At 72.1% G+C, this 25109-nt stretch carries 22 protein-coding genes; 12 read left to right on the top strand and 10 right to left on the bottom strand.

What is annotated here, in order from left to right; genetic code table 11:
• Window positions 1-35 precede the first annotated feature (35 nt).
• From AB0D74_RS25030 to AB0D74_RS25020, 3 genes are all read right to left on the bottom strand, one after another.
• Entirely contained in the window at window positions 36-1469 is a 1434-nt protein-coding gene (locus tag AB0D74_RS25030) for a cytochrome P450 (protein ID WP_362591013.1), read from the bottom strand.
• A 356-nt stretch (window positions 1470-1825) separates the two neighbouring features.
• Window positions 1826-3139: an FAD-binding oxidoreductase gene (locus tag AB0D74_RS25025; protein ID WP_362591010.1), complete on the bottom strand. Its 1314-nt coding sequence runs from the start codon at window positions 3137-3139 to the stop codon at window positions 1826-1828.
• Between the two features lie 697 nt (window positions 3140-3836).
• Window positions 3837-4520: a hypothetical protein gene (locus AB0D74_RS25020; RefSeq protein ID WP_362591007.1), complete on the bottom strand. Its 684-nt coding sequence runs from the start codon at window positions 4518-4520 to the stop codon at window positions 3837-3839.
• Between the two features lie 302 nt (window positions 4521-4822).
• Here AB0D74_RS25020 and hemL point away from each other — a divergent pair, with 302 nt between their 5' ends.
• The 10 genes from hemL (at window position 4823) to AB0D74_RS24970 (ending at window position 14580) form a co-directional block, all read left to right on the top strand.
• Complete coding sequence (hemL, locus tag AB0D74_RS25015) at window positions 4823-6148, top strand: glutamate-1-semialdehyde 2,1-aminomutase (protein WP_362591004.1); 1326 nt, start codon at window positions 4823-4825, stop codon at window positions 6146-6148.
• Between the two features lie 71 nt (window positions 6149-6219).
• Entirely contained in the window at window positions 6220-6867 is a 648-nt protein-coding gene (locus tag AB0D74_RS25010; RefSeq protein ID WP_362591208.1) for a histidine phosphatase family protein, read from the top strand.
• 186 nt (window positions 6868-7053) lie between these two features.
• Complete coding sequence (locus AB0D74_RS25005) at window positions 7054-8307, top strand: hypothetical protein (RefSeq protein WP_362591001.1); 1254 nt, start codon at window positions 7054-7056, stop codon at window positions 8305-8307.
• A 67-nt stretch (window positions 8308-8374) separates the two neighbouring features.
• The gene (locus AB0D74_RS25000) at window positions 8375-8965 is read left to right on the top strand and encodes a TlpA disulfide reductase family protein (protein WP_362590999.1); all 591 of its coding nucleotides are present in this window, start codon (window positions 8375-8377) and stop codon (window positions 8963-8965) included.
• Window position 8966: 1 nt separating this feature from the next.
• Entirely contained in the window at window positions 8967-9743 is a 777-nt protein-coding gene (locus tag AB0D74_RS24995) for a cytochrome c biogenesis protein CcdA (RefSeq protein ID WP_362590996.1), read from the top strand.
• 3 nt (window positions 9744-9746) lie between these two features.
• The gene (locus tag AB0D74_RS24990) at window positions 9747-11468 is read left to right on the top strand and encodes a cytochrome c biogenesis protein ResB (protein ID WP_362590993.1); all 1722 of its coding nucleotides are present in this window, start codon (window positions 9747-9749) and stop codon (window positions 11466-11468) included.
• Window positions 11465-12574, top strand: a complete 1110-nt coding sequence (gene ccsB, locus AB0D74_RS24985; protein ID WP_362590990.1) for a c-type cytochrome biogenesis protein CcsB — start codon at window positions 11465-11467, stop codon at window positions 12572-12574. The genes AB0D74_RS24990 and ccsB overlap by 4 nt, the downstream gene beginning before the upstream one ends.
• Window positions 12575-12653: 79 nt before the next feature.
• On the top strand, window positions 12654-13259 hold the full coding sequence (locus AB0D74_RS24980; RefSeq protein WP_362590987.1) for an RNA polymerase sigma factor: 606 nt from the start codon (window positions 12654-12656) through the stop codon (window positions 13257-13259).
• Window positions 13256-14188: a CU044_5270 family protein gene (locus AB0D74_RS24975; protein WP_362590984.1), complete on the top strand. Its 933-nt coding sequence runs from the start codon at window positions 13256-13258 to the stop codon at window positions 14186-14188. The genes AB0D74_RS24980 and AB0D74_RS24975 overlap by 4 nt, the downstream gene beginning before the upstream one ends.
• Window positions 14189-14226: 38 nt before the next feature.
• A complete protein-coding gene (locus AB0D74_RS24970; protein WP_362590982.1) occupies window positions 14227-14580 on the top strand; it encodes an SRPBCC family protein in 354 nt (117 codons plus the stop codon).
• Window positions 14581-14678: 98 nt separating this feature from the next.
• On the opposite strand, the gene AB0D74_RS24965 is transcribed toward AB0D74_RS24970, so the two are convergent.
• From AB0D74_RS24965 to AB0D74_RS24950, 4 genes are all read right to left on the bottom strand, one after another.
• The gene (locus AB0D74_RS24965) at window positions 14679-16226 is read right to left on the bottom strand and encodes a hypothetical protein (protein WP_362590979.1); all 1548 of its coding nucleotides are present in this window, start codon (window positions 16224-16226) and stop codon (window positions 14679-14681) included.
• Window positions 16226-18367, bottom strand: a complete 2142-nt coding sequence (locus AB0D74_RS24960) for a hypothetical protein (protein WP_362590977.1) — start codon at window positions 18365-18367, stop codon at window positions 16226-16228. The genes AB0D74_RS24965 and AB0D74_RS24960 overlap by 1 nt, the downstream gene beginning before the upstream one ends.
• Window positions 18368-18462: 95 nt before the next feature.
• Complete coding sequence (locus AB0D74_RS24955) at window positions 18463-19446, bottom strand: 2-oxoglutarate and iron-dependent oxygenase domain-containing protein (RefSeq protein ID WP_362590974.1); 984 nt, start codon at window positions 19444-19446, stop codon at window positions 18463-18465.
• The gene (locus AB0D74_RS24950) at window positions 19427-19876 is read right to left on the bottom strand and encodes a nucleoside deaminase (protein ID WP_362590971.1); all 450 of its coding nucleotides are present in this window, start codon (window positions 19874-19876) and stop codon (window positions 19427-19429) included. The genes AB0D74_RS24955 and AB0D74_RS24950 overlap by 20 nt, the downstream gene beginning before the upstream one ends.
• Window positions 19877-19987: 111 nt before the next feature.
• Between AB0D74_RS24950 and AB0D74_RS24945 the strand changes: the two genes are divergently transcribed.
• Entirely contained in the window at window positions 19988-21310 is a 1323-nt protein-coding gene (locus tag AB0D74_RS24945; protein WP_362590968.1) for a PucR family transcriptional regulator, read from the top strand.
• Window positions 21311-21430: 120 nt separating this feature from the next.
• Complete coding sequence (locus AB0D74_RS24940) at window positions 21431-22408, top strand: CorA family divalent cation transporter (protein WP_362590965.1); 978 nt, start codon at window positions 21431-21433, stop codon at window positions 22406-22408.
• 118 nt (window positions 22409-22526) lie between these two features.
• Here AB0D74_RS24940 and AB0D74_RS24935 read toward each other — a convergent pair whose 3' ends face one another.
• From AB0D74_RS24935 to AB0D74_RS24925, 3 genes are all read right to left on the bottom strand, one after another.
• Window positions 22527-23918 carry a cytosine permease gene (locus AB0D74_RS24935; RefSeq protein ID WP_362590962.1) on the bottom strand — a complete coding sequence of 464 codons (1392 nt, stop codon included), beginning with the start codon at window positions 23916-23918 and terminating at the stop codon, window positions 22527-22529.
• Window positions 23919-24071: 153 nt separating this feature from the next.
• Window positions 24072-24314 carry a chaplin gene (locus AB0D74_RS24930; protein WP_362590959.1) on the bottom strand — a complete coding sequence of 81 codons (243 nt, stop codon included), beginning with the start codon at window positions 24312-24314 and terminating at the stop codon, window positions 24072-24074.
• A 126-nt stretch (window positions 24315-24440) separates the two neighbouring features.
• Window positions 24441-25091 (bottom strand): NAD(P)H-dependent oxidoreductase, encoded by a 651-nt coding sequence (locus tag AB0D74_RS24925; protein WP_362590956.1) that lies wholly within the window; start codon window positions 25089-25091, stop codon window positions 24441-24443.
• Between the last annotated feature and the right edge of the window lie 18 nt (window positions 25092-25109).

The raw sequence follows: 25109 nt of genomic DNA, 5'->3' as shown, positions 1-25109 counted from the left end.
CCCCCGGCGCATACCGGCCGCACGGCGCCCGGCGGTCACGAGGTGCCGAAGGCGATGGCCAGTCTGTCCGGCTTGACGGTGATGGCCGTCTGCGGGCGGGGAGGCCGGGAGGCGAGGCGGAGACGGGGCCAGGTCTGCAGGACGGTCGCCAGGATGATCTGCATTTCGGTCCAGGCGAAGTTCTCTCCGATGCACTTGCGGCGGCCGTCCCCGAACGCGAAGAGGGAGTCGCGGGTCGTGGGTACGCGGTCGGGCGGCCAGCGGTCGGGGTCGAAGGCTGTGGGTTCGGGGAACCGGGCGGGGTCGTTCTGGAGGAGGTAGGGGCTCCACACGACGTCGGCGCCCCGGGGGATGCGGTGTCCGCCGAGGTCGACGTCCCGGGTGGCGGTCCGCGTCACCATCCAGGCCGGCCCGTACTTGCGGACGGCTTCCTGGAGGACCTGCCGGGCGTAGGGGAGCCGGTCGAGGTCTTCCTGGCGCAGGGACCGGCCGGTGCAGACGGCGGCGAGTTCGGCGCGCAGCCGCTGTTCGATCTCGGGGTGCCGGGTGAGCTCGTACAAGGTCCAGGCGAGGGCGGTGGCCGTGGTCTCGATCGCCGCGTTCATCAGGGTGATGGCTTCGTCCTGGAGCTGTCGGCGGGTGAACTGGTCCCCGGCTGCCGACAGGGTCTCGAACAACCCGGCCTGTACGTCGCCGACGGCGGCCTTGTGGGGGCACCCGGCGGCGTCGGCCGGGGCGGGATCGGGGTCGGGGGCGGTGGCGGGGTCGGGGGCCGCGAGGGATGTGCCGGCCGACCGGCCGGAGTGGTGGTCGACGGCCTGGTCGATGAGGACGCGCAGGCGGGCGATGTGCCGCCGGTGGGCGCGGTTCGCGGGCAGCGGGAGCCGCGTCACCCAGGGCGGCAGGATGGTCTGCCGAATCGTTTCTTTCATTATCACGGGCATGAGGACGGTGAACTCCCGTTGCAGGTCCGTGGGGAGATCCATGCCGAAGAGAGCGACGAGGAACGCGGCGAGGGTGACGTCGTTCATGTCCGCGAACACGTCGCGGAGCTGATCGTCCTCCCACGCGCCGACCATGGCCCCTACCTGGTCGATCATGGCGTTGCCGCGGGTGGCGATGTGGGCCCGGTTGAACATGGGCTGCATCAGGCGGCGGTTGCGCAGGTGGGTTTCGCCGTCGGCGACAGTGGCCAGACCGTCGCCGAAGACACCCCGCAGGACGTCGAAGATCTTCCCGCCCTTGGCGAAGTGCGCCGCCTCGGTGACCAGTACGGTGCGGGTGAGCACGGGATCGGTGACCACGTACGCGGGGGTCGGACCCAGCCGGATGCGGACGACGCTGCCGTGGTCGCGGAGCGAGGTGATGAACGGCAGCGGGGTCCGCGCCAGAAGATGGGCATGCCCGATCAGCGGGAGCCCGCCGGGCGCGGTCGGGACGGAGGCGGATGCGGCGGGTGAGGCGGTCACGACCTTGACGCTCCTCGTGTCAGGGTTGATCCGGCCGGGTTACCTGCCCAACATCACGCGGCGGGATGCGGCCTTGTGACCTTCACGTCACTCCACGGCCCGCGTGCCCCGGCCCGGCCACCACGACCAGAAAGGGCGAGGCCCGAGGCCCCCGCCCGCCCCCGGTCCGCAGGAAACCCGGGAACTCGTGGAGCGATCGGGGCCGTCGAGGGCGTTGGTCACACGAAGCTCTGGGGGGATCTGCCAGAGGTTGCCGTTGGTGCCGCGGATGAAGACGTGGATGCGGTTGTCGTAGCCGTGGACGAGGGCGATGGCGCCGGCGCTGGCCCAGCCGGTGGCCGCGAAGGTGGTGAACGTCAGCAGAGTCCGAAGGGCGGGGTGAGAAACGCCGGGCGGTCCGCCCCCGACGTCCGGGGCGACGGAGCGTCGACGGGCGCGAAGACCTCCCGGGGCAGGGGGAAGTCCCATTCCCCGCCCAGGACGAGGTTCGCGGCGAGGCGTCCGATCTCGTCGGAGCCGCGGGCGCCGTGGCCGTTCCCGCCGACGGCGACGAAGAGACCGTCATGGTCACGGAGCGGGCCGATGTAGGGGTGGCGGGTCGGCGTCTTGTCGACGACGCAGCAGGCCGGGCGTACGGAGACGGGCTCCAGGGCGGGGACCAGCGTGCGCAGCATGGTGGTGAGGAACCGTGACTGCTTAGTGGTGAGCGTTCCGCCGGTGCACCAGGCCAGCGCTTCCTCGCCGGTGCGCAGTTCGCGGACGAGGGGCTGCATGCCGGGGCCGATCCGGACGTACCACTTGCCGTCCGGGTGGCGGACGGGCGGCAGGAGGTAGACGGACAGGTTGTCGTTGCCGCGGTCCTCCGGGTCGACGACCACGACCGTGGGCAGGGCGCCCAGCCGTTCCAGCTGCCCGGCCGGGACCTCGAAGAGCAGGTTGGGCTCGGTGAAGGCGTACAGGTCGAGCCGCTGCCCGGCGGGCAGGGCGCCGCTCTGGTTGGCGAGGGCGCCGGTCGCCACGACGACCTGCTCCGCCCGCGCCTGAACGGCGACGCCGTCTGCGGTCGTGGCCCGGAGCAGCCAACGCCCGCCCGGAGAGGGGTCCTTGCGTACGGCCGTCACCTCACCGGCCAGCAACCGCGCGCCGGCCGCGGCGGCCAGTCGCAACTGGGCCGCTACCAGGAGCCGCGGATTCAGGTACCCGGCGCCCCGCCGCTCCAGGAGGCCGTCGACTCCGCCTGCCACCGGAGGGAGGGCCAGGTCGGGGAAGTCCAGGCCCAGCGCGGAGCCGGAGAGTTCCTCCACCGTGACGCCGGCCGCGGCGGAGAGCCGGAGCATCTCGGCCGTCCGGTGCCGTACGCCTTTGCCCATCAGGGCCAGGGCGCCGCACTCGGTGAGGAAGCCGATCCCGGACGCGCACTCCAGGGCGCGCATCCGGTCGGCCGAGCGGGTGTCCAGCGTGCCCCAGACCTGGTCCCACCCCAGGCGTCGTACGATCCGCGCCTCGTCGTGATGGGCGCCGAACGCGGCGGGCGAGGGCGGGGTGCCGTCCCGCGGCGGCTGTCCGGGGCCGATCACCAGGATGTCGGCGCCGCCCCGGGCGAGATACTTGGCCGCCGCCGAGCCGAACATGCCGGCTCCGACGACCGCGACTTCCGCGTGCAGCACCACGGCTCTCTCCGGATAGGGGCGCGAGACCGAGAACACCGGGATCCAAGCGCAGACACACGTTCACATCCGTGCTGTGCGCCCGGGTGTCGGGGTGCGTCACCCGCTCGGAGGGGTCGGGTACGCGGATCACGACGTCCGGAAGCGTCCGGATGGCACCTCACGGCCCGCCCCGGCCGTCAACCGCTGCCCCTTCCACCACCCCGGCGGGTGGCCACGTCGCCCGGCGGATCCCGTTCGGCCGGTTTGCGGCGGTTCCGCTTCTACGCTGCCGCCGTGATCCCTTCCGAGCCCCTGGGCAGCATTCCCCGTTCCCCCGAACTGCTGAGCGCGATGGCCGACTTCGCGTGCGGCCGACCGGACGCCGCGGCGCCGGCCGCGCTTCAGGACAAGGCCGTCAAGGAGACCGTCGAGACCCTCCCGTCGCTGGGGTCGCCGGTGGTGACCGACGGCGAGCAGACCAAGCCCAGCTCCCTCACCTGTCCCCTCGCGGGACTGGACAACCTGGCCGCCGACGGCGCCGTCATCCCCTACGCCGACGGCCACACCCGCGCCGGTCCTCGTGTCCTGATGTCCGATCCGCTCGGCGTGGCCCTCGCCCCGGGCCTCCTGTGCGAGGCGTACGGAAGCGCGGCCGGCTCCTGCGGCAGCAAAAGGGGCGAGGCCCGAAGACCCCGCCCGACACCGGTGAAACCTCAGCTCACGGCCACACGAGGCAGTACGGCTGATGCCCCGCCTCATGCAGCCGGTGCGAGAAGTCCTGCCACTCGTGGAGCAGCTGGTACACGTTGAACGCGTCGCGCGGGCCGCCGCGGTCCGGGACCGTCGACCAGATGAAGGCGGCTGCGCCGACCGCTTCCTCGCCTATGCCGCGCAGCGGGTCGACGACCGTCATGGGGAGCTTCACGACCGCGTAGTCGGGGTGCAGCACCACCAGCTCCAGCGGCGGCACCTTGTGCAGAGGCACGCCTTCGATGCCCGTCAGCACCATCGCGGCCATGGTCTCCGGCTTGATCTTCGTGAACATGCCGTTCATGCCGAGCTCGTCGCCGCCGAGTTCCTCGGGGCGCATGGAGATCGGGACCCGGGCCGCGGTCGCGCCGTCCGGTGCGCCGAAGTATTTGTACGTCACCCCCACCCGACCACCATTCCTGCTCCCGGTCTGCAGACGGTCGATCCGCCGATCGCTGCGCTGGCCCCGATCCCTCTGATCGCGGTCCCGCTGATCGATACGTCGATCGCGCCGCTCCGACTCACTCGATACGCCTTGTTCCTGACGTGCTGCTTCGGTCGATTCCTCCGCGTCGCGCCGGTGCCTTCCCCGTTCGGCACGTCGAGGACCCAGGTCATCGGTCCCCTCGCCCAGTCCGCCACCGCGATGCATATCTCCACCCGACTGCTTTTCTAGGACGCGTGGCCCCCGCCGCGCAACCCGATCATCGTGTCAGTGACCTCCCCCACGGCCGCCCGCCGAAACGTGCGTCGAAACATCAGTCCGCAGGATCTTTACAGCCTCCGGCCGCCTGCGTACCGGATGAGCTGGGTGTATCGGGTCACAGTCTCGCAGATGCCCCGGGCGCCGTGCGGGGACCGCGGTCCTCCGCTGTGAGAGGACGGCCCTCCTCCGCCTACCCTGAGGAGGTCACCCAGCATCCGGAGTCCGAGAAGTCGGAGAAGTCGCACGTCATGAGTGCCCAGAGCGAAACGCCCTATCCCTACGACGCGCCCGTCTCACAGGCGCTCTTCGACCGCGCCTCCGCCGTCACGCCCGGCGGCGTGAACTCCCCGGTGCGCGCCTTCCGCGCCGTCGGCGGCACCCCCCGGTTCATGGTCTCCGGCAAGGGGGCCTACCTGACGGACGCCGACGGGCGCGAGTACGTCGACCTCGTGTGCTCGTGGGGGCCCATGATCCTCGGGCACTCGCACCCCGAGGTCATCGCCGCCGTCCAGGAGGCCGTCTCCCGCGGTACCTCCTTCGGTACCCCCGGTGAGGGCGAGGTCGCCCTCGCGGAGGAGATGGTCGCCCGGATCGAGCCGCTGGAGCAGGTCCGGCTGGTCAGCAGCGGTACGGAGGCGACCATGTCCGCCATCCGGCTCGCCCGCGGGTTCACCCGGCGCACCAAGGTGATCAAGTTCGCCGGGTGCTACCACGGACACGTCGACAGCCTCCTGGCCGCCGCCGGCTCCGGCGTCGCCACCTTCGCGCTGCCCGACACCCCCGGCGTCACCGGCGCCCAGGCCGGCGACACGATCGTGCTGCCGTACAACGACCTGGAGGCGGTGCAGGAGGCCTTCCACCGGCACCCCGGGGAGATCGCCTGCGTGATCACCGAGGCCTCGCCGGGCAACATGGGCGTCGTACCGCCCGCGCCCGGGTTCAACCAGGGGCTGAAGAACGCCTGCCGCGAGAACGGTGCCCTGTACATCTCCGACGAGGTCATGACCGGCTTCCGGACGAGCCGCGCCGGATGGTTCGGGATCGACGGCGTCGTGCCCGACCTGATGACCTTCGGGAAGGTCATGGGCGGTGGCTTCCCCGCGGCGGCCTTCGGCGGGCGCGCGGACGTCATGGCGCACCTCGCCCCGGCCGGGCCCGTCTACCAGGCCGGCACCCTCTCCGGGAACCCCGTCGCCACCGCCGCCGGCCTCGCCCAGCTGCGGCTGCTCGACGACGCGGCCTACGACAAGGTCGACGCCGTCTCGGAGCAGATCCAGGGGCTCGTCGGCGAGGCGCTGAACAAGGAGGGCGTCGCGCACCAGGTGCAGACCGCCTCCAACATGTTCTCCGTCTTCTTCACCAACCGTCCGGTGCGCAACTACGAGGACGCGCGGGGCCAGGAGTCCTTCCGGTTCACCGCCTTCTTCCACTCCCTCCTCGCCGACGGTGTCTACCTGCCGCCGTCGTCCTTCGAGTCCTGGTTCGTCTCCACGGCCCACGACGAGCGGGCCGTCCAGAAGATCGCCGACGCCCTCCCGGCAGCGGCCCGAGCGGCTGCGGAGGCCACCGCGTGAGCGACATCGACAGGGGCATCGACAGCGGCGCCGACAGCAGCACCGACAGCGGCATCACCGTCGTGCACGTGATGCGGCACGGGGAAGTGGCCAACCCGGACGGGGTGCTGTACGGCAGACTCCCCGGCTACCACCTCTCCGAGCTGGGGCGGCAGATGGCCGACCGGGTCGCCGAGCACCTCGCCGGCCGGGACGTCGTGCATGTCGGCGCCTCCCCGCTGGAGCGCGCGCAGGAGACCGCCACCCCGATCGCCAAGGCGCACGGGCTCGACCTCGCCACCGACGAGCGGCTCATCGAGGCCGAGAACATCTTCCAGGGCAAGACCTTCGGCGTCGGCGACGGTGCGCTGAAGAACCCGGCCAACTGGAAGTACCTCGTCAACCCGTTCCGGCCGTCCTGGGGCGAGCCGTACGTCGACCAGGTCGTACGGATGAAGAGCGCGCTGGACACGGCCAGGGACCGGGCCCGCGGGCACGAGGCCGTGCTGGTCAGCCATCAGCTGCCGATCTGGATCCTGCGGTCGTACGTCGAGAACCGCAGGCTCTGGCACGACCCGCGCAAGCGGCAGTGCACCCTGGCCTCCCTGACGACTTTCACATACGAGGGCGACAGGATCGTTTCCGTGGGGTACTCCGAGCCGGCCATCGACCTCGTTCCGGCCCATCTCCGCGCCGGCGCCAAGCCGGTGAAGGGGAAGGACAAGGCCTTCGGGGCGTGAGCCGCCGAGGGGGCCTGCGCCGAGGGAGCCTGCGCCGCGGTGGCCTGCGGCGCGGTGGCCTGCGGCGCGGCGTCAAACCCTGCTTCATGAAATTAGTCTGAAAATATGCGGTTCCTTGCGGAACCTCCCCGTTCGTCCCGCCCTCTGAGTGGGTGACCACCAGAGGACGTGACGAATCGGGGAACCATGCGGACCTTCACCCGAAGGGGACTACTCGGCGTCGGCGCGGGCGCCGCGGCCGGACTCGGCCTCGCCGGCTGCGGCACGCACACACCGTCGGACGGTGCGAACCACGCCGGCGGTTCCACCCGGCAGCCCTCGAAAAAGCCGACGGCGAGCGCCCGCCCCCTCGGTGACGGCTCCACCTCCCGCACCGGCAAGCAGCCCCACCAGCCCGCCGCCCCCGAGCCGCTGGAGCCCGGGCAGACCCCGCCGCAGTTCGTGATCTTCTCCTGGGACGGCGCCGGCGAGGTCGGCACCGGCCTCTTCCCGCGCTTCCTGGACCTGGCGAAGGAACACGGCGCGTCGATGACCTTCTTCCTCTCGGGGCTGTACCTGCTCCCCGAGTCGAAGAAGCGGCTCTACAACCCCCCGAACAACCCCCGCGGCGCCTCGGACATCGGCTACCTCACCGACGAGCACATCAAGGCGACGCTCACCAACGTCCGCCGGGCCTGGCTCGAAGGGCACGAGATCGGCACCCACTTCAACGGCCACTTCTGCGGCGGCTACGGCACCGTCGGCAACTGGACGCCCAAGCAGTGGCGCAGCGAGATAGACCAGGCCAAGGCGTTCGTGAAGGAGTGGCGCACCAACTCCGGCTGGACCGACCTGCCCTCGCTCCCCTTCGACTACGACAAGGAGCTGGTCGGCGGCCGTACCCCCTGCCTGCTCGGCCAGAACAACCTGCTGCCCACCGCCCGCGAGCTCGGCTGGCGCTACGACGCCTCCTCGCCCGGCGGCCGGCAGGTCTGGCCGGAGAAGAAGCTGGGCATCTGGGACCTGCCGCTGCAACAGGTGCCGTTCCCCGGCCACTCCTTCGAGGTCCTCTCCATGGACTACAACATGCTCGCCAACCAGTCGGTCAACTCGACCAAGGCCCCCGCCTACAACTACCCGGGCTGGCGGACCCAGTCGGCCCAGGCGTACATAGCGGGATTCGAGCGGGCATACACGACGAACCGGGCGCCGTTCTTCATAGGCAACCACTTCGAGCAGTGGAACGGCGGCATCTACATGGACGCCGTCGAGCAGGCCTTCAAGCACATCGCCCGGGAGAAGGAGAAGGGCGCCGACGTCCGGCTGGTCTCCTTCCGGCAGTTCGTGGACTGGATGGACGTACAGAAGCCGGAGGTGCTCGCGAAGCTGCGCACGCTGGACGTCGGACAGCGTCCGGCGGGCGGCTGGAAGGGCCTCCTCAAGCAGGGCGCGGCGGCCTGAAAAGGGCTGAATCCCGGACCCAGGGGGGTGCGCAAGATCCTCAGAACGGGCATGCGAAACTTTTCACATGAGTACCCGTAGCCGCGCCCTCCTGCTCGGCGCCGCGGCCGCCGCGGCAGCCCTGACCCTGTCCGCGTGCGGCAACGGCGGCACGTCCGGCGGAGGCGGCAACACCAACTTCGTCACCGGCAAGGACGGCATCGACACGGTTGCGGAGGGCCACCGGGCGGCGGCCCCCGACCTGTCCGGCAAGACCATCGACGGCAGCACCCTCGACGTCGCGAGCTACAAGGGCAAGGTCGTCGTCATCAACGTCTGGGGCTCCTGGTGCAGCCCCTGCCGGGCCGAGGCGCCCAACTTCGCCGCCGTCGCCAAGGAGTACGCGAGCAAGGGCGTCCAGTTCGTCGGCATCAACACCCGCGACACCAGCACCGGTTCCGCGGTCGCCTTCGAGAAGCAGAACGGCATCGACTACCCGAGCCTGTACGACCCGACGGGCAAGCTGATGCTCCGCTTCAAGAAGGGCACGCTCAACCCGCAGGCCATCCCCTCCACCCTGGTACTCGACCGGCAGGGGAAGATCGCGGCGCGCTCGCTGGCGGCGCTCAGCGAGGAGACCCTGCTGAAGATGATCAAGCCGGTCGTCGCGGAGAAGTGACGTGAACGCCCTCCTCACGGTCGCCGCCGCGACCGACGGACCGAACACGACCGTCATGAACGGCGCCCTGCTGGTCGCCCTGCCGATCGCGCTGCTCGGCGGACTCGTCTCCTTCTTCTCGCCCTGCGTGCTGCCCCTGGTCCCCGGCTACCTCTCGTACGTCACGGGGGTCGCCGGCACCGATCTCGCGGAGGCCCGGCGCGGCCGGATGGCGGCCGGCGCCTCCCTCTTCGTCCTCGGCTTCACCGCCGTGTTCGTGTCCGGCGGGGCCCTGTTCGGCTACTTCGGCCAGACCCTTCAGGAGCAGTCCGGCGTCCTCACCAAGGTCCTCGGGTCGCTGATGATCGCCATGGGCGTGTTCTTCATGGGCATGATGCCCTGGTTCACCCAGCGCGAGTTCCGCTTCCACAAGCGACCGGTGGCAGGGCTGGCCGGGGCGCCGGTGCTGGGCGCGCTGTTCGGGATCGGCTGGACACCGTGCATCGGCCCGACCCTGTCGGCCGTCACGAGTCTGTCCTTCAACCAGGCGAGCGCCGGGCGCGGCGCCATACTGACCGTCGCGTACTGCCTGGGCCTCGGTGTCCCCTTCGTGCTCACCGCGGTCGCCTTCCGCAAGGCGCTCGGCGCCTTCGGCTGGGTCAAGCGCCACTATGTCTGGGTGATGCGCATCGGCGGCACGATGATGATCGTGACCGGTGTGCTGCTGCTGACCGGGGCCTGGGACAGCCTCGTGCAGGAGATGCAGGGCTGGTCCGACGGCTTCACTGTGGGGATCTGATCGATGAGCAAGACCGAAACCGAGCACACCGAGAACACCGAGCCGGACCTCGGCGCGGCGGGCTCACAGCTCTCCACCGCCCCCGCCGAGCCGCCGGCCGCCCCCGGGCTCGGGATCGTCGGCTGGGCCCGCTGGTTCTGGCGCCAGCTCACCTCGATGCGAGTCGCGCTGCTGCTGCTCCTGCTGCTGTCGCTGGGCGCGATCCCCGGCTCGCTGATCCCGCAGTCCGGCGCCGACATCAACAAGGTCGCCGACTTCCAGAAGGCTCACAAGACGCTCGCGCCGGTCTACGACAAGCTCGGGCTGTTCCACGTCTACAGCTCGGTGTGGTTCTCGGCGATCTACATCCTGCTGTTCGTCTCGCTCGTCGGCTGCATCATCCCGCGCGCCTGGCAGTTCGTGGGCCAGCTGCGCGGCCGGCCGCCGGGCGCCCCGAAGCGGCTCGACCGGCTGCCCGCGTACACGACCTGGCGGACCGCGGCCGAGCCCGAGGAGATCCGGGCGGCGGCGCTGAAGCTGCTGAAGAAGCGGCGCTTCCGCGCGCACCTCGCCGGGGACGCGGTCGCCGCCGAGAAGGGCTACGTCCGCGAGTTCGGCAACCTGGTCTTCCACATCGCGCTGATCGTGCTGCTGATCGCGTTCGCCTCCGGCCAGATGTACAAGTCGGACGGCACCAAGCTGGTCGTCGAGGGCGACGGGTTCGCCAACTCGATCCTCCAGTACGACGACTTCAAGTCCGGCTCCATGTTCAGCACCGACGACCTGGTGCCGTTCAGCTTCAACCTGAGGAACTTCAGCGCCAGCTACCAGACCAGCGGCCCCAGCAAGGGCACCGCGGTCTCCTTCAAGGCGGACATCGACTACAGCGAGGGCGCCTACGGCAAGTCGAAGCGGACCACCATCAAGGTGAACGAGCCGCTGCACATCGAGGATGCCAAGGTCTACCTCGTCAGCCACGGCTACGCGCCCGTCATCACCGTCCGCGACAGCAAGGGCAAGGTCGTCTACCACGACGCCGTCCCGCTGCTCCCGCTCGACGCCAACGTCACCTCCCAGGGCGTGGTGAAGGTGATGGACGGCTACCAGAACGCCAAGGGCGTCGGCGAGCAGCTCGGCATCTCGCTCTTCTTCCTGCCGACGTACGCGGGCGGGTCCTCGGTGCTCTCCAGCTTCCCGGCGCTCGACAACCCGGTGCTGAACCTGACGCCGTACCACGGTGACCTGGGCGTCAACTCGGGCATCCCGCAGAGCGTGTACCAGCTCGACAAGACGCACATGAAGGAGTTCAAGGACTCCAAGGGCGCCCAGTTCCGGGACAACCTGAAGCCCGGGCAGACCATGCAGCTGCCGAACGGCGCCGGGTCCGTGACGTTCGAGAAGGACGTCAAGGAATGGGCCGGCTTCGAGATCGTCCAGGAGCCCGGCAGCGGCTGGGCGCTGGGCGGCGCGCTCGCCGCGATCTTCGGCCTGGCCGCCTCGCTGTTCATCCAGCGCCGTCGCGTGTGGGTGCGCGCGGTGCGGGGTGCCGACGGCGTCACGGTGGTCGAGATGGGCGGACTGGGCCGCAGCGAGTCCGCGAAGGTGCCCGAGGAGCTCGGCGACCTCGCCGGAATCCTCTACGACCAGGCGCCGGGAGCCCCCGACCCCGGCGACACCACTGACGACGACCCCGCAGAATCCCCCGACCCCGAAGTCGTACCTGCCGAAGGGGCTGAGAAGCGATGACTTCCGCCGCCGCAACCGCGCTCGACGCAACCACCCTCGCCGCGACCAACGAGCATCTGGCGAGCATGAGCAACACGCTCGTCTACTCCTCGATGGCCGTCTACACGCTGGCGTTCTTCGCCTACATCTTCGAGTGGCTGCTGGGCAGCCGCAGCCGGGTGGCGCGCACCGCCAACGCGCTCACCACCACGGCGGGGGCGAAGAAGGCGCCGGCCGTGACGGTCAAGAAGGCCGGCGGCACCGCCGTACTGGAGCGCCCGCAGGTGGTCGTGCGGTCCGCGGCCGGCTCCCGGGACGTGCCGGACGGGCCCGGCGCGCACGGCGGCGACGAGCAGGGCGACCTCTACGGCCGCATCGCGATCTCCCTCACGGTCCTCGCCTTCCTCGTGGAGCTGGCGGGCGTGGTCACCCGCGCGGCCTCCGTGCAGCGGGCGCCGTGGGGCAACATGTACGAGTTCAACATCACGTTCTCCACGGTCGCGGTCGCCGTCTACCTGACGCTCCTCGCCCTGAAGAAGAACGTCCGCTGGCTCGGCCTCTTCCTGATCACCACGGTCCTGCTCGACCTCGGTCTCGCGGTCACCGTCCTCTACACGGCGAGCGAGCCGCTGGTCCCGGCCCTGCACTCGTACTGGCTGTACATCCACGTCTCGACGGCGATCTTCTGCGGCGCGGTCTTCTACGTGGGCGCGGTCGCCACGATCCTCTACCTCTTCAAGGACTCCTACGAGAGCAAGCTGGAGAACGGCGGCAAGCCCGGCAGCTTCGCCACCTCGGTCCTGGAGCGCCTGCCCGCCTCGGCCTCGCTCGACAAGTTCGCCTACCGCGTCAACGCGGCCGTCTTCCCGCTCTGGACGTTCACGATCATCGCGGGCGCGATCTGGGCCGGCAGCGCCTGGGGCCGCTACTGGAACTGGGACCCCAAGGAGACCTGGTCCTTCATCACCTGGGTCGCCTACGCCTGCTACCTGCACGCCCGCGCCACCGCGGGCTGGAAGGGCCGCAAGGCCGCCTACCTGGCGATGATCGCCTTCGGCTGCTGGCTCTTCAACTACTACGGCGTCAACATCTTCGTCACCGGCAAGCACTCCTACGCCGGCGTCTGACCCCGTCCGGCCGAGGCCGGTTCCCGTGAGTGATCCAGCTCACGGGAACCGGCCTTCGTCGTACGACAGGTAGGAGGACGTGGACACACATCTGCGAAGACGCATCCGCGCCGGAGACCACGACGCCTTCGCCGCCCTCTTCGACGCCTACGCGCGCTCGGTCTACAACCACGCCTACCGCCTGACCGGCGACTGGACCACCGCCGAGGAGGCCGTCTCGCTGACGTTCCTGGAGGCCTGGCGGCTCCGCACGGCCCTCGACGCGGACGGCGGCTCACCGCGTCCCTGGCTGTTGGGCATCGCCACCAACGTCGTGCGCAACCAGCGCCGGGCCGCCCGTCGGCACTCGGCCGCACTGGCCCGGCTGCCCCGCGAGGAGCCGGTACGGGACTTCGCCGACGAGGTCGCCGGACGCGTCGACGACGCGGCCCAACTCGCCCTCGTACGCACGGCACTGGCGAAGCTGCGGCGGCCCGAGCGGGAGGTCCTGGCGCTGTGCGTGTGGTCCGGCCTGGACTACGCGGCGGCGGCCGAGGCCCTCGGCGTGCCCGTGGGCACGGTCCGCTCCCGCCTTTCCCGTGCCCGCGCAAAACTCGCGAAACACCTGGAACCCGCTCGTATCCCTGGACAGATGAGAGGTGACCGCACCGACGCGGTCGGGCCCCTGAAGGAGGGAACCCGATGAACCAGCCGCACGAACACGACCTCCCGCCGGCCCGTCACCGACTCCTCAAGGAGCATCTGATGACCGAGATCCGACGGGAAGAACGGGTAGAACGGGTAGAACGGCAAGAACGCGAAGAGCCGCAGCGCTGCCGCAGGTGGCTGCGGCCCGCGCTGGTCGCCGCGGCCGTGGCGGCCGTCGCCGCGATCGCCGTCACCGTGGCCGTGCCCTCCGGGGACGCGGCACAGCCGCAGGCGTCCCGGGAGGCCACGGCCCTGCTCGGCCACATCGCGCTGGCCGCCGAGCACGAGAAGGCGCCGGCCGGCGTCCGGGACGACCAGTTCGTGTACATCGAGAGCCGGGTCGCCGGACTGGTCTACGAGAACGGCGGCCCCGGCAGGCTCCAGCCCGTCCACGAACGGGAGATCTGGCTGTCGGTCGACGGCACCCGCAAGGGCCTGCTGGAGGAGGACGCGCCGGACAACGGGCACGTCGTCCTCGGCCCGAAGAACAAGAAGGCCGACGAGCGGGCCGACACCTACTACCGGGACCTGGCGAAGCTGCCGACCGGTACCGGGGCGATGCGGGACTGGTTGTACCGGGTGAGCGCCGGCGAGGTCGACGCCGAGCGGCCGGACCGGGACGCCGCGGCCTTCACCTTCTTCGGCGACCTGATCAGGGAGTCCCTGATGCCGCCGAAGGCGAGCGCCGCGCTCTACCGGGCCGCGGCGACGATCCCGGGCGTCGAGGTGGTCCACGGTGTCAAGGACCTGACCGGCAGGGAGGGCGTCGCGATCACCCGCGGCAGCGGCACGGAACGCGTCCAGCTGATCTTCGACGAGCGGACGTACGCGTTCCTGGGCGAGCGCGAGTACCGGGACGGCACGTCGGCCGGCGGCTCCGCGATCCTCCGCCGGGCCGTGGTCGACAAGGCGGGCGAGCGCCCGTAAGGGGTGCGGATCCCGGGGGTGCGGAGCAGGCTGGTGTCATGGCCGTCCTGCACCTGCTGACCCGCCTGCCGAGGCCGACGGACCAGGTCTGGCCGAGCCTCTCCACCCCGGAGGGCCTGGCCGCCTGGTTCACCCCGGCCGACGTCCTGCAACCACGACTGGGCGGCACGGTCACCCTCGGTGACCTGGGCACGGGCACGGTCACCGCGTGGGACGTCGACCGCGTCGCCGAGTACACGGTCACCCCCGGCGGCAGGATCCGCTTCCACCTGGAGCCCGACGGCACCACCGGCAGCACCCTGCGCTTCACGCACGAGTTCACGGGGGAGGGGGAGGCGGAACCGGCGTGGCGGGCGCGCTTCGAACGCCTGATTGAAACCCTGGGCCCTTGACGGCATGGCGAGCTGCAGCGCCCCGAAAGGGGCGCGGGGCTGTATCTGACATGCGGCTCCGCCGCGTGGGCGCGACCAGCCCCCACCGGACCCGCAGCTCACGACGGCGGCAGACACTCCGAGCCCGGCGGCTTCCCCTCCGGCCACGCCAGGGTCACGAACCGCGACCCGCCCTCCGCCCGCAACTCGACGATCGGCACCGCCTTGTCGTACGGATTCCCGTGCGCGTCCAGGCAGATCCATCCGCTCGCCCCGTCCACCCGCAGCGACCCCTTCACCTGCGGCCACTGCAAGCCCACGTCGGCCAGCGCCGGCACGGACCTCCCCGCCGGCACCGCCTCGCGGATCCCGTGCACCGCGAGCCGCACCGCGTCGTAGGCGATGATCAGCTGCCCGTCGTCCAGGGCGACCGGCCCGATCGGCCCCACCGGCGCCTTCGCCGCGCTCTTCAGGAGCCCGGTCAGCGTCGCCATGTCCGCCGCCGAACCGCCCGTCCTCGGGCTCCCGCTGCCCCACGCGTCCGGATGCGCGAGGGCGGTGTAGCGGACGGCGAGATTGTGCCGCAGGGCGCTGCGGTCCAGCTTCGTCTCGCCGGTCAGGTACGACCCCTCGTCCCCGGTCAGCACCGTGAACCTCCGGTCCTGGCAGCCGCGTGCGCCCAGCGCGTTGATGAACTGCCGCAGCTGGGTGTGGCGGCCGGCGAAGAGGATCGTGTCCGTCGTCCGCGAGGTGTCGCAGACCAGGTTGGTGATCTGCCGGAAGGTGTTCGCGGTGGTCCCCTCCTTGCTGCGGTCGGCCGGTGGGGTGAACGGCTGCGGCTCGTACGGCGAGCCCTTGATCAGCGCCGCGAACGACGTCTGGAGCGTCCGCGTGTACGGGTCGCCCGGCTTGTCGTAGACGAGCAGCGCCCGGCCCGCGCTCACCTTCGCGAAGGAGGCGAGGGCGCGGGCCTCGTCGGTGTTGGTGGGGGAGACCCGGGCGAGACCGGGGTAGGGGTCCTTGCCGCCCTGCCCGTTGGCGAGGTCGTCGGCGGTGATCGACGACCCGATCACCGGGATGCCCAGCCGGGTCAGCTCCCTGACGGCCTTCTTGTTGTCGTCGGTGCTCTGCCCGACCCCGGCGACCGCCCGCAGCCGGTCCGTGCCGCCGGTCATGCCCGCCAGCCGCGTGACCATCGGCTGCCAGTACCGGCTGGTCGCCCCGGGGTTGGCCAGCACCAGCCGGATCGCCGGGGACTGGCCGTTGGAGTCGTGGTTGGCCTGGTACTGGGCGAGGTAGGCGCCCTGGAGCTCGTGCTGGATGTCGGCGAGGCTGGCCGCGGCTGTCGCGGTGTACGGCAGCATCACCGCGACCGTGACGTAACTCCCGGGCTTCAGGCGGGCGTTCTCCCGGGTGATCGCCCGCACGGTGTCCCGCAGCCGCGGCTGCCCGAAGTCGTAGCCGGCCGTCGCCACGCCCACGCACTCGTCGCTGCCCTCGGGGCGGGCCACCCCCGGCGCGCACGACCGGTCGTCGCGGACGGCCGCCCGCACCCCGACGACCAGCCCGGCGAGCACCGCGGCCGTGACCAGCAGGGCCAGATAGCGGCGGAGCGGAATCTCCCAGACGCCCTCACGCAACCACGTGCCCACGCCCCGCCCGGCCATCACGCCACCCCGCTCCGCTCGTCGTCACCCGCGTCGCCCTCGTCGTCGCCGTCCTCGGAGTCCTCGCCGCCCGCACCGTCCGCCGTCGGCGGGCGGCCGGCCAGCGCGGCCGACGGCCAGCTGCGGGAGGCCCGCCACAGCAGCGCGTTGCCGGCCGGCCGCAGGTTGGACAGCTGCTCCAGCTCGAAGCGGAGCCGGTCGCCGACCTTCGGGTCGGGCAGCACCAGCGGATCGCCGAGCAGCCACACCGCGTGCAGCAACCGCCGTATCCGCAGGTGCAGTACGCCGTCCACGCCGTCCGGCACCCGCTGCTGGGCGTCGGTGCGGCCGAGCGCCACCGCCGCCCGCCGGTCGCCGTGGCCGGTGAAGTCGCGGCCCTCGGCGTCGTGGGCGTGGAAGTAGGGCGCGGCGGCGACGAACCGCAGGGTCCGCAGCCAGTCGCGGGTGTCCAGGACCGGGAAGGTGTCGCGCAGGTGGGCGACGGCCGGTCCGGTCCGGCCCAGGGCCAGTTGGTGGTGGAGCCGGAACCGGTCCCTCCCGTCCGGCCCGTCCGACCCGTCCGGCCGGTCCTCGGTGTAGTACGCGATCAGCGTCTCGTGGGCGGTGCGCCAGCCGCTGTGGTCGGCGTCCCGCAGGTGCAGCCGGAGCAGCAGCAGGGTCCGTACGAAGGGGTCCCCGACGAACTGGCCGGGCACGGCGGGCAGTCCCTCCTGGGCGAGCCGGTTCTGGAGGGCGCGTACGTCGGCCGGGCCGAAGTCGTCCGGGAGCAGCGCGGCGGCCAGCGCGCACGCCGAGTCGTGGTCGTGGGCGGCGGCGAGGACGGTCAGCTCGTCGAGGCGGTCGGCGGGGACCAGCCGGTCGAGGAGCAGGAGGTAGGCGGGGGCGGCGGGACCGTCCTCGACGGGCCGTACGTCGGCGGTCAGCAGGTCGGCCGGCGAGCCGGCGCGCTCCGGATGCCGGGCCGCGGCCTCGGCGAGCAGCGCGACGCCCAGCGGGTTGCCGCCGGTCAGCCGGTGCACGGCCTGCGGGAACCGGGGCGCGGCGGGGGCGCCGACCAGGTGCAGGGTGTCGTCGGGGGTCAGCGGCGGCAGCGCCACCAGCAGCGCCCGCGAGGAGGGCACGGCCGGGTCCGGGGTCCACGCCGCGCGCCGGGCGACCCCGGCCAGTTCCCGGCGGACCCCGCCGCGCAGCAGCCGCCGGCCGTCGCCGCGCAGTCCGGCGACGAAGGCCACCTGGTCGGCGACGCCCTCGGCGCGGTCCCTGAGCACGGCTTCCAGCAGGCCCGGGCCCGGTCCGGTCTGCACGTTGTCGACGAGCACCAGCGGCCGGCCGAGCCGCTGCATCCGGGGCAGCACGCCCGCGTACGCCTCGGTCAGGTCGGCGAGCAGGGCCCGTACGAGATACCGCTCGGCGTGCTCGCGGGAGGTGCCGCCCGCGCGGAAGTGCCCGGAGAGCAGGATCAGCCCGCGCTGGGCGTGCCCGCCCGCGTTGGGATACGTCCGATACCAGACCGACGCCTTCTGGTGGCGGCGGCTGGCGAAGCCCTCGGCGATCGACTCCAGGGTGGCCTCGATGGCCCCGGAAACCAGCGGCCCGGTCCCGGTCGCGGCGGCGACGACCTTCGCCGCCACCTTCCCGGACCAGCGCCCGGCGAAGCCGCTGATCCACGAGCCGCTCTCGTTCAGCAGCAGGATCCGCTCCACCTCGCGCCGGATCCGCTCCGAGTCCGCGTCGCCCCAGCCGCCGGCGGCCACTGCGACCAGGCCGGACATCAGCCGCGGGAAGGTGATCCGCCCGGCGCCGGTGACCGGCTCGGCGAGCTGCTCGGCGACGACGAGGAGCGCCTGCGCGACCGGCGACCAGGACTCGGCGGGCCGTTCCGGCGGCGGGCCCGCGAACTGCGGCTCGGCGCAGTCGACGAGCGCGACCGGGGTGTGCCCCTTGTACGCGTCCCGTAACTCGCCGAGCACCGCGCTCTTGCCGAGCCCCCGTGCCCCGGTCAGCACGACGAACGGCAGCTCTCCGGGGTGTTCGAGGGGAAGGACACGGTGCTGGTACGGCCGTAACCCGACGATTCTCGGCACGAGCCCGGCCGGCTCGACGTCGAACAGCGCCCCGCGCCCGTGCAGCCGTCTGTGCAAGGCAAGTCCCCCCTCGACACGAGTGTAGGAAGGGGGAGTTGCTCCGGGCCAGATCGCGTGATGACTGTTGGGTCACGAATCCTGACGCTGCGGGGTCAGCCGACGGTGATGGAGTCCAGCTTCTCCCGCAGGTACACGTGCGAGTCGACCGGCGGGTAGGCGACCCGGCCGACCGGCGCCGGGACGGACTCGACGGTCGTGCCCGGGGTGCACTCGCCGAAGTAGACGAGGGACATCAGCTCCTCGGCGGGTGCGTCGACGGGCGGCGGCAGCACCCGGTGCCGTCCCGACCGCCACCGGTCGCCGGTCCAACGGGCCATCAGGTCACCGATGTTGATGGTGAAGGCGTCGGCGTCGTACGGCGCGTCCTCCCAGCCGCCGTCGTCGGTGTACACCTGGAGACCGCCCTTGCCGGCCTGCCGGTCCAGGATGGTCACCGTCCCGAAGTCGGTGTGCGGCCCGATCCGGAACTGGCCCGGCGCGGGCTCGCCCAGCACCTCGGTCCCCGGGTACCAGTTGATGTTGAAGCCGTACGTCGGATGGTCCATGTGCCGGGAGAAGAAGTCCCGTTCGAGCCCGAGCGCGTACCCGAGCAGCGACAGCAGCTCCTTCTCCAGCTCGGCCATCCGGTCCAGGTACTCCGCGCAGAGCGTGCGCAGTTCGGGCACCTCGGCCGGCCACACGTTGGGCGCGTACCACTCCGCGTTGACGGCCGGGTCGTCGAACGGCTCGTGGGTCGCGAAGGTCAGCGACTCCTTCAGGTCGGGCGGGGTCTCGGTGCCCTCGGAGTAGCCGTTGGCCTCCGCGCCGGGCCCGAGCCAGCCGCGCCCGCCGACCTTCGCCTCGTACGCCTGCTTGGCCTCGGCGGGAAGGGCGAAGAACCGGCGCGCGGCCTCCCGTACGGCGGTGCGCAGCTCCGGGGCGACCCCGTGCCCGGTGACGAGCAGGAAGCCGGCGGTCCGCAGGGCGGAGTCGACGGTCCGGGCGAGGTCCTCGCGGGCCGCCGGGTCACCGTCCAGCCAGGGGCGCAGATCGATGGTGGGGATACGGGGCCGGGGCTCATTCACCGATGTCCTCATTCCACAGGGCCGGGTGGTCGTTGATGAAGTCGCGCATCAGCGCGGTGCACTCCTCGTCGTCCAGCAGGACGATCTCCACCCCGTGTTCGGCGAGCCACTCGTGGCCGCCGTGGAAGGTGGCCGCCTCGCCGATCACGACCCGGGAGATGCCGAACTGGCGGACCAGGCCCGAGCAGTACCAGCACGGCGACAGGGTCGTCACCATGGTGGTGCCCCGGTACGACCGCTGCCGGCCCGCCGCGCGGAAGGCGGCGGTCTCCGCGTGCATCGAGGGGTCGTCGTCCTGGACGCGCCGGTTGTGGCCGCGGCCGAGCAGGGTGCCGTCGGCGCCGTAGAGCGCGGCGCCGATCGGGATGCCCCCCTCGGCGAGCCCGGCGCGGGCCTCGGCCACGGCGGTGGCGAGCCGGGCCCGGTCTTGTGACTGATCCATGTCTTCACTCTCCTGTGGCCGAAACACGAGGGCAACGTGCGGAAAGTACCCTCCGGGCAACCCCCGGCCGGACGAAATGTCAGCGGCCGTGCCCGTCCCTTGGAGGTCGCCGTGCCCGCACTCACCCTCCGCGAAGTCCTGGCCCTCGACCCGGTGCGGGCGGCCCGCCCCGAACTCCTCGCCGGCGAAGGCGCCCTCGACCGCCCGGTCCGCTGGGTGCACTCCAGCGAGGTCTACGAGGGCGCCAACTTCCTCGACGGCGGTGAACTCCTGCTCACCAACGGCTTCGGGCTGACCGACGCGGACGACGAGGTCCGCCGCCGGTACGTCCGGGAGCTGGCGGCGCGCGGTGCCGCCGGACTCGCGGTCGAAGTCGGGCGCGCCCTGCCCGGCATGCCGCCCGAGGTGACCGACGAGGCCTGCCGGCTCGGCCTGCCGCTGCTCGCCCTGCACCGGGTGGTGCCGTTCGTGCGGATCACGGAGGCCGCCAACCGGGCGATCGTGGCCCGGGGTCTGTCCGGCCGCCGTACGGTCGTGCGGCCCTGGGGCGACGACCACGCGGTGGCGCTTCTCGCCGACCTGGCCGACGGGCAGGCCCTCAACCAGCCCGAGGTGGAGGCGCGGGCCGCGCTCGCCGGGTTCCACCCCGGCCCCGGCGCCCGGCTGCTCGGCGTCTCGCTGCACGGCAGCCGGGGCGTGGGCGCGGTGGACCGGGCGGTCCGGGCGCTGGGCGGGGCCGGGGTGCTGCGCGCCGTGTTCCCGGGGGACGTCCTGGCCCTGCTCGCGGTGCCGGCCGCGGTCCCCGGCGATCCTGTACGGGCCGTGCAGGAGGCGTTCCGGGGAGCCGCCGAGGCGGGGGCCACGGTCGCCGTCGGCCACGCGGTCGGCCCCGGCGGCTGGCTGCACTGGAGCGAGACGCTGCGTGCGGCCCGCACCACCCTCGAACTCGCCCTGACCGTGCCGCCCGCCGAACCGGGAGCGCCCGAGGGCCCGACGGTGACCTCGGCCCGTGCCCTCGCCCTGGAACGCGAGCTGACCCGGGGCGGGGTCGCCGCCAACCGCGACCGGCTCGCCGCACTCGTCCAGCACACCCTCGGCCCGCTGCTGGCCTGGGAGGCCGCCCACCCCAGCGACCTGGTCCGCACCCTGGAGGTGCACCTGCGCCACGGCTGCTCCCCGACCCGCACGGCAGCCCTCCTGCACATCGGCCGCCAGTCCCTCTACCAGCGCCTGGAGCGCATCGAGTCCCTCCTCGGCCTGGAGATCGACGACCCCGACCTGCTGGGCGAACTCCTGACGGCGGCCTGCGCGCAGCGGGTGGTGCGGGGCGCCGCGGGTACGCGCCCTGAAGGGGCGCGGGGAACTGCGCGATCAGCCACGACGGCGCAGCAGTCGGCAGACGGCATGGCGCGGCACTTCCGGCGGAGCGCCTAGGCGCGGGGTGCCGCCTCGCCCGGACGGCCCGCACCTGGTCGGGGCGGCAGCGGGTGCGCGTACCGCGGGCCGCCCGCAGGCTGGGAGCGTGGGCGACGGGATCAGCGGTGAGGGCGATCGATGATCGTGACGGTGGTGTCGGTGCCGGACGGGGGCATGACGACGGTCTCCACGGCGGAGGCACGCCGGCGGCTCGCCACCGACCCGTTCCTGCTCCTCGGTGTCGAACTGCCCGGGGAACCGGGCCCGGCGGAGGAGCCGGTGGTCCGGCAGCTCGGGCTGGACGAGGAGGACCTGGAGTGGTTCGGCCGGCGGGAGGGGTCCCCGCGGGCCGAGTTCCTGGGCGACACCGCCGGGTTCGTCGTGCCGGTGGTCCGGGGCGGCCAGGTCCACCAGGTGCACGCCCTGGCCTCCGAAGGCTTCCTGGTCGCCGTTCACTGGGGCCACTGGGCGGGCCTGGCGGGGGACATCACGGCACTGGTGCGAAGGGAACGGCCGCGCGACGCGGTGGCCGCGCTGTTCCTGCTGCTCCAGGAGGCGCTCTCGACGTTCCGCCGGGCCGCGGTGGAGGCGCTCCTCCAGGTGGAGGAGCTGGAGGACGACATGTTCGAGAAGCGGCGCCCCGAGCAGATCTACCGGCTGTCCCAGCTGCGCCGCCACTCCGCCGTCCTGCACCATGCGCTGCTGCCGTACCTCCAGGGGGTCGACGAGGTGATCACCCGCAGGATGCTGAACCCCGACTTCCCGGTGGAACGGCAGCGGCTCGCCCAGGAGTTCCAGCGGGCGGCGCGGCTGGTCCTCGCGGACATCGAGTCGCTCCAGGACGCCACGCGCCGGGCCTTCGCGAGCTACGGCTCGCTGGTCGCGGGCGAGCAGAACGGGGTGATCAACCGGCTGGCGATCGTGTCGGTGATCTTCCTGCCGCTGTCGTTCCTGACCGGGTTCTTCGGCATGAACTTCGAGTTCCTGACGAACCGGCTGGAGACCAGGGACGAGTTCTGGCTGCTCGCCGTGGGGCTCCAGCTGGTCGCCGTGGTCGGTTCGCTGGTCCTGCTGCACCGGAGCCGGATCTGGCGGCGGCTGCGGGATGACGAATAGGGGGCCGGGAGGGGCCGGGTGGGTCGTGGGTCGGGTGCGGGCCGGTGGGGGCTGGTCGCGCCCACGCGGCGGAGCCGCATATCGAGTACAGCCCCGCGCCCCTTGCGGGGCGCTGGCGCTAGATGCGGGTGCGCTTGCGCAGGGCTGTGTAGAGGAGGGCGCTGATCGCGAAGCCGACCACCGGGGTGATGTCGCCGAAGGACGGCCAGTGCTTGGGGACGTAGCCGACGTAGTCCTCCTGGTTGGAGAAGAGGGGGACGGAGACCGCGACGCCGATGAGCAGGGCGGCGAGGCCGGGCCAGTTGGTGAAGGAGCGGTCGGTGAGGCGGGCGGAGAGTTCCTCGTCCGTGGCGGTGCGGCGCTGGAGCCACCGTTCCACGAGGACGACGCCCAGCCAGGGTGCCACCCAGTACGCGATGACGAGCAGGAACGCCTCGTAGGCCGCGCCCGCGTCGTCCAGGGAGGCCCAGGCCGCCGCCGTGCCGGCGACGCCCGAGACCACGACCAGGGCGCTGCGGCTCAGCCAGGCGGGGAGCTTCAGGCCGAAGGAGGCGATGGAGATCGCGCCGGAGTACACGTTGAGGGCGTTCGCCGAGACCCCGCCGAGCATGATGGCGAGCAGCACGAGGTCGCCGAGCCAGCCGGGGAGGTGGCCGGTGAAGGCGGCCGTCGGGGTGGCGTCCTTGGGGGCGATGATGGTCGCCGAGGCCGCGCCGATGACGGCGACGACGGAGACCGACACGAACAGGCCGACGGCCGGCCACAGGACCGTCTTCACCTTGTTCGCGGTGCGCGGCAGGTAGCGGGAGTAGTCGGTGGCGTACGGGTTCCAGCCGGCCGCGTAGCCCCAGGCCGCGCTGAACGCGAGCAGGAAGCCGCCGACGCCGCCGCCCGAGCCGCCCCCGCCGAGGTCCGCGTCCTTGAAGGTCCACACCCCGGCCAGCAGGAAGATCACCGCGAGTGCCGGGAACGCGTACTTCTCGAAGGTGTGCACGAAGTTGTGGCCGATGAAGCCGATGAGGATCTCGGCGACCACGACGAGGAGGAGCGAGGGGAGCGGGCGCAGGCCGGTCAGCGTGTTCAGGGCGAAGGCCGCGCTGACGCTGTTCACCGCGAACCAGCCGACGCCGGCCAGCAGGCCGTTGGCGGCGGACGGCAGGATGTTGCCGAGGAAGCCGAAGGAGAAGCGGCCGATCACCATCTGCGGGACGCCGAACCGGGGCCCGTCCAGCGACAGCACGCCCTGGGTGACCGCGCCGATCGCGGTGCCCAGCAGGATCGCGGCGGTCGCCGTCCAGAAGTCGAGGCCGAAGAAGAGGACCGCGATCACGCCGATGTAGACGGTCGCGAACTCGATGTTGGGGGAGGCCCAGGTCCAGAGCAACTGGAGGGGGCTGCCGTGGCGTTCGGCGTCGGGGATCGGTTCCGAGCCCGCCGCCTCCACGGCGATGACCCGGTCGCCGTACTCGGGCGCGATGCTGGTGGTGGAACCGGCGGGAGCAGTCGTCATACGAGGTAAGTGTCGGGATCGCTCCCGGTGCGGCCCAGGGGCGCACTGTCCGCTTCGGGCGGCTCACCGGCGTACAACCTGCACGCATGCGAGGACTTCCGGGGGCGGCTCGCCCTCCGGAAGTTCCTCGCGTGTGCGGCTGTGCGGCCCGGGTCAGCCGACGGTGCAGGTGTTGCCCATCGCCGGGTTGAGCAGGCCGATGACGTTGATCGAGTCGCCGCACACCGTGATCGGGACGTCGACCGGGATCTGGATGACGTCGCCCGACAGTACCCCCGGGCTGTTGGTCGCGGAGCCGGTGGCTTCGGCGCCGTTGTCGGCGAACGCGGCGGTGCTGCCGCCGAGGGCGAGGGCCGCGGCGACGGCGCCGGTGACGGCGAGGGAACGGATGCGCATGACTGCCTCCTGGGCGTCGGGGGTCGGAACGCGTCCATCACAACCGGCCGCCACCGGAGCCGCATGTGCTGCTGGGCCGATCGGCGCAACCGGCCCCGGACCGGGGGCCCGGGGCCGGTGCGTCCGTCACGCGGCGAGGCGGTCCGCCAGCTCCTTCGCCTTGCTGGCCGCGTCCTGGAGGGCGCGGTCGCGGGAGGCCTCGTAGAGCGGCACGAGCTCGGCCATCGCCGGGTTCTGCGGGGCCATCGTCAGCTCCGGCACGATGAAGTCGACGTCCAGGCCGAGGCCGTCGGAGAGCAGCGCGGTCAGGTAGTTCTGGACGTACTCGAACGGCTCGCGCGGGGTGCCCGGCGCGTACGAGCCGCCGCGGCTGGCGACGACGGTGACCGGCGTGCCCTTGGCGGACGGCGTCTCGCCCATCGTGCGGCCGAACAGGACCACGTTGTCCAGCCAGGCCTTCAGCGTCGACGGGATCGTGAAGTTGTACATCGGGGCGCCTATGAGCACCGCGTCCGCCCGCTCCAGCTCCTCGATCAGCCGCACCCGGGCCGCGAAGGCGTCCGTCTGCTCGGGGCTGTGGGTGGCGGGGTCGGCGAAACCGGCGGTGTGGGCAGCCGCGTTCAGGTGCGGTACGGGGTCCGCCGCCAGGTCCCGGTAGATCACCTCGCCGTCGGGGTGCTGTGCCAGCCAGGCCGTGCGGAAGGCGTCGGTGACGGCACGGGAGGAGGAGGCCCCGCCGGGGAGGAGGGACGAGTCGATGTGGAGAAGCGTGGCCATGAGAGGTCTCCGGATACA

It is taken from the genome of Streptomyces sp. NPDC048278 (assembly GCF_040652195.1).
Taxonomy (GTDB): domain Bacteria; phylum Actinomycetota; class Actinomycetes; order Streptomycetales; family Streptomycetaceae; genus Streptomyces.
This window is presented reverse-complemented; position numbering and strand designations above follow the sequence as displayed.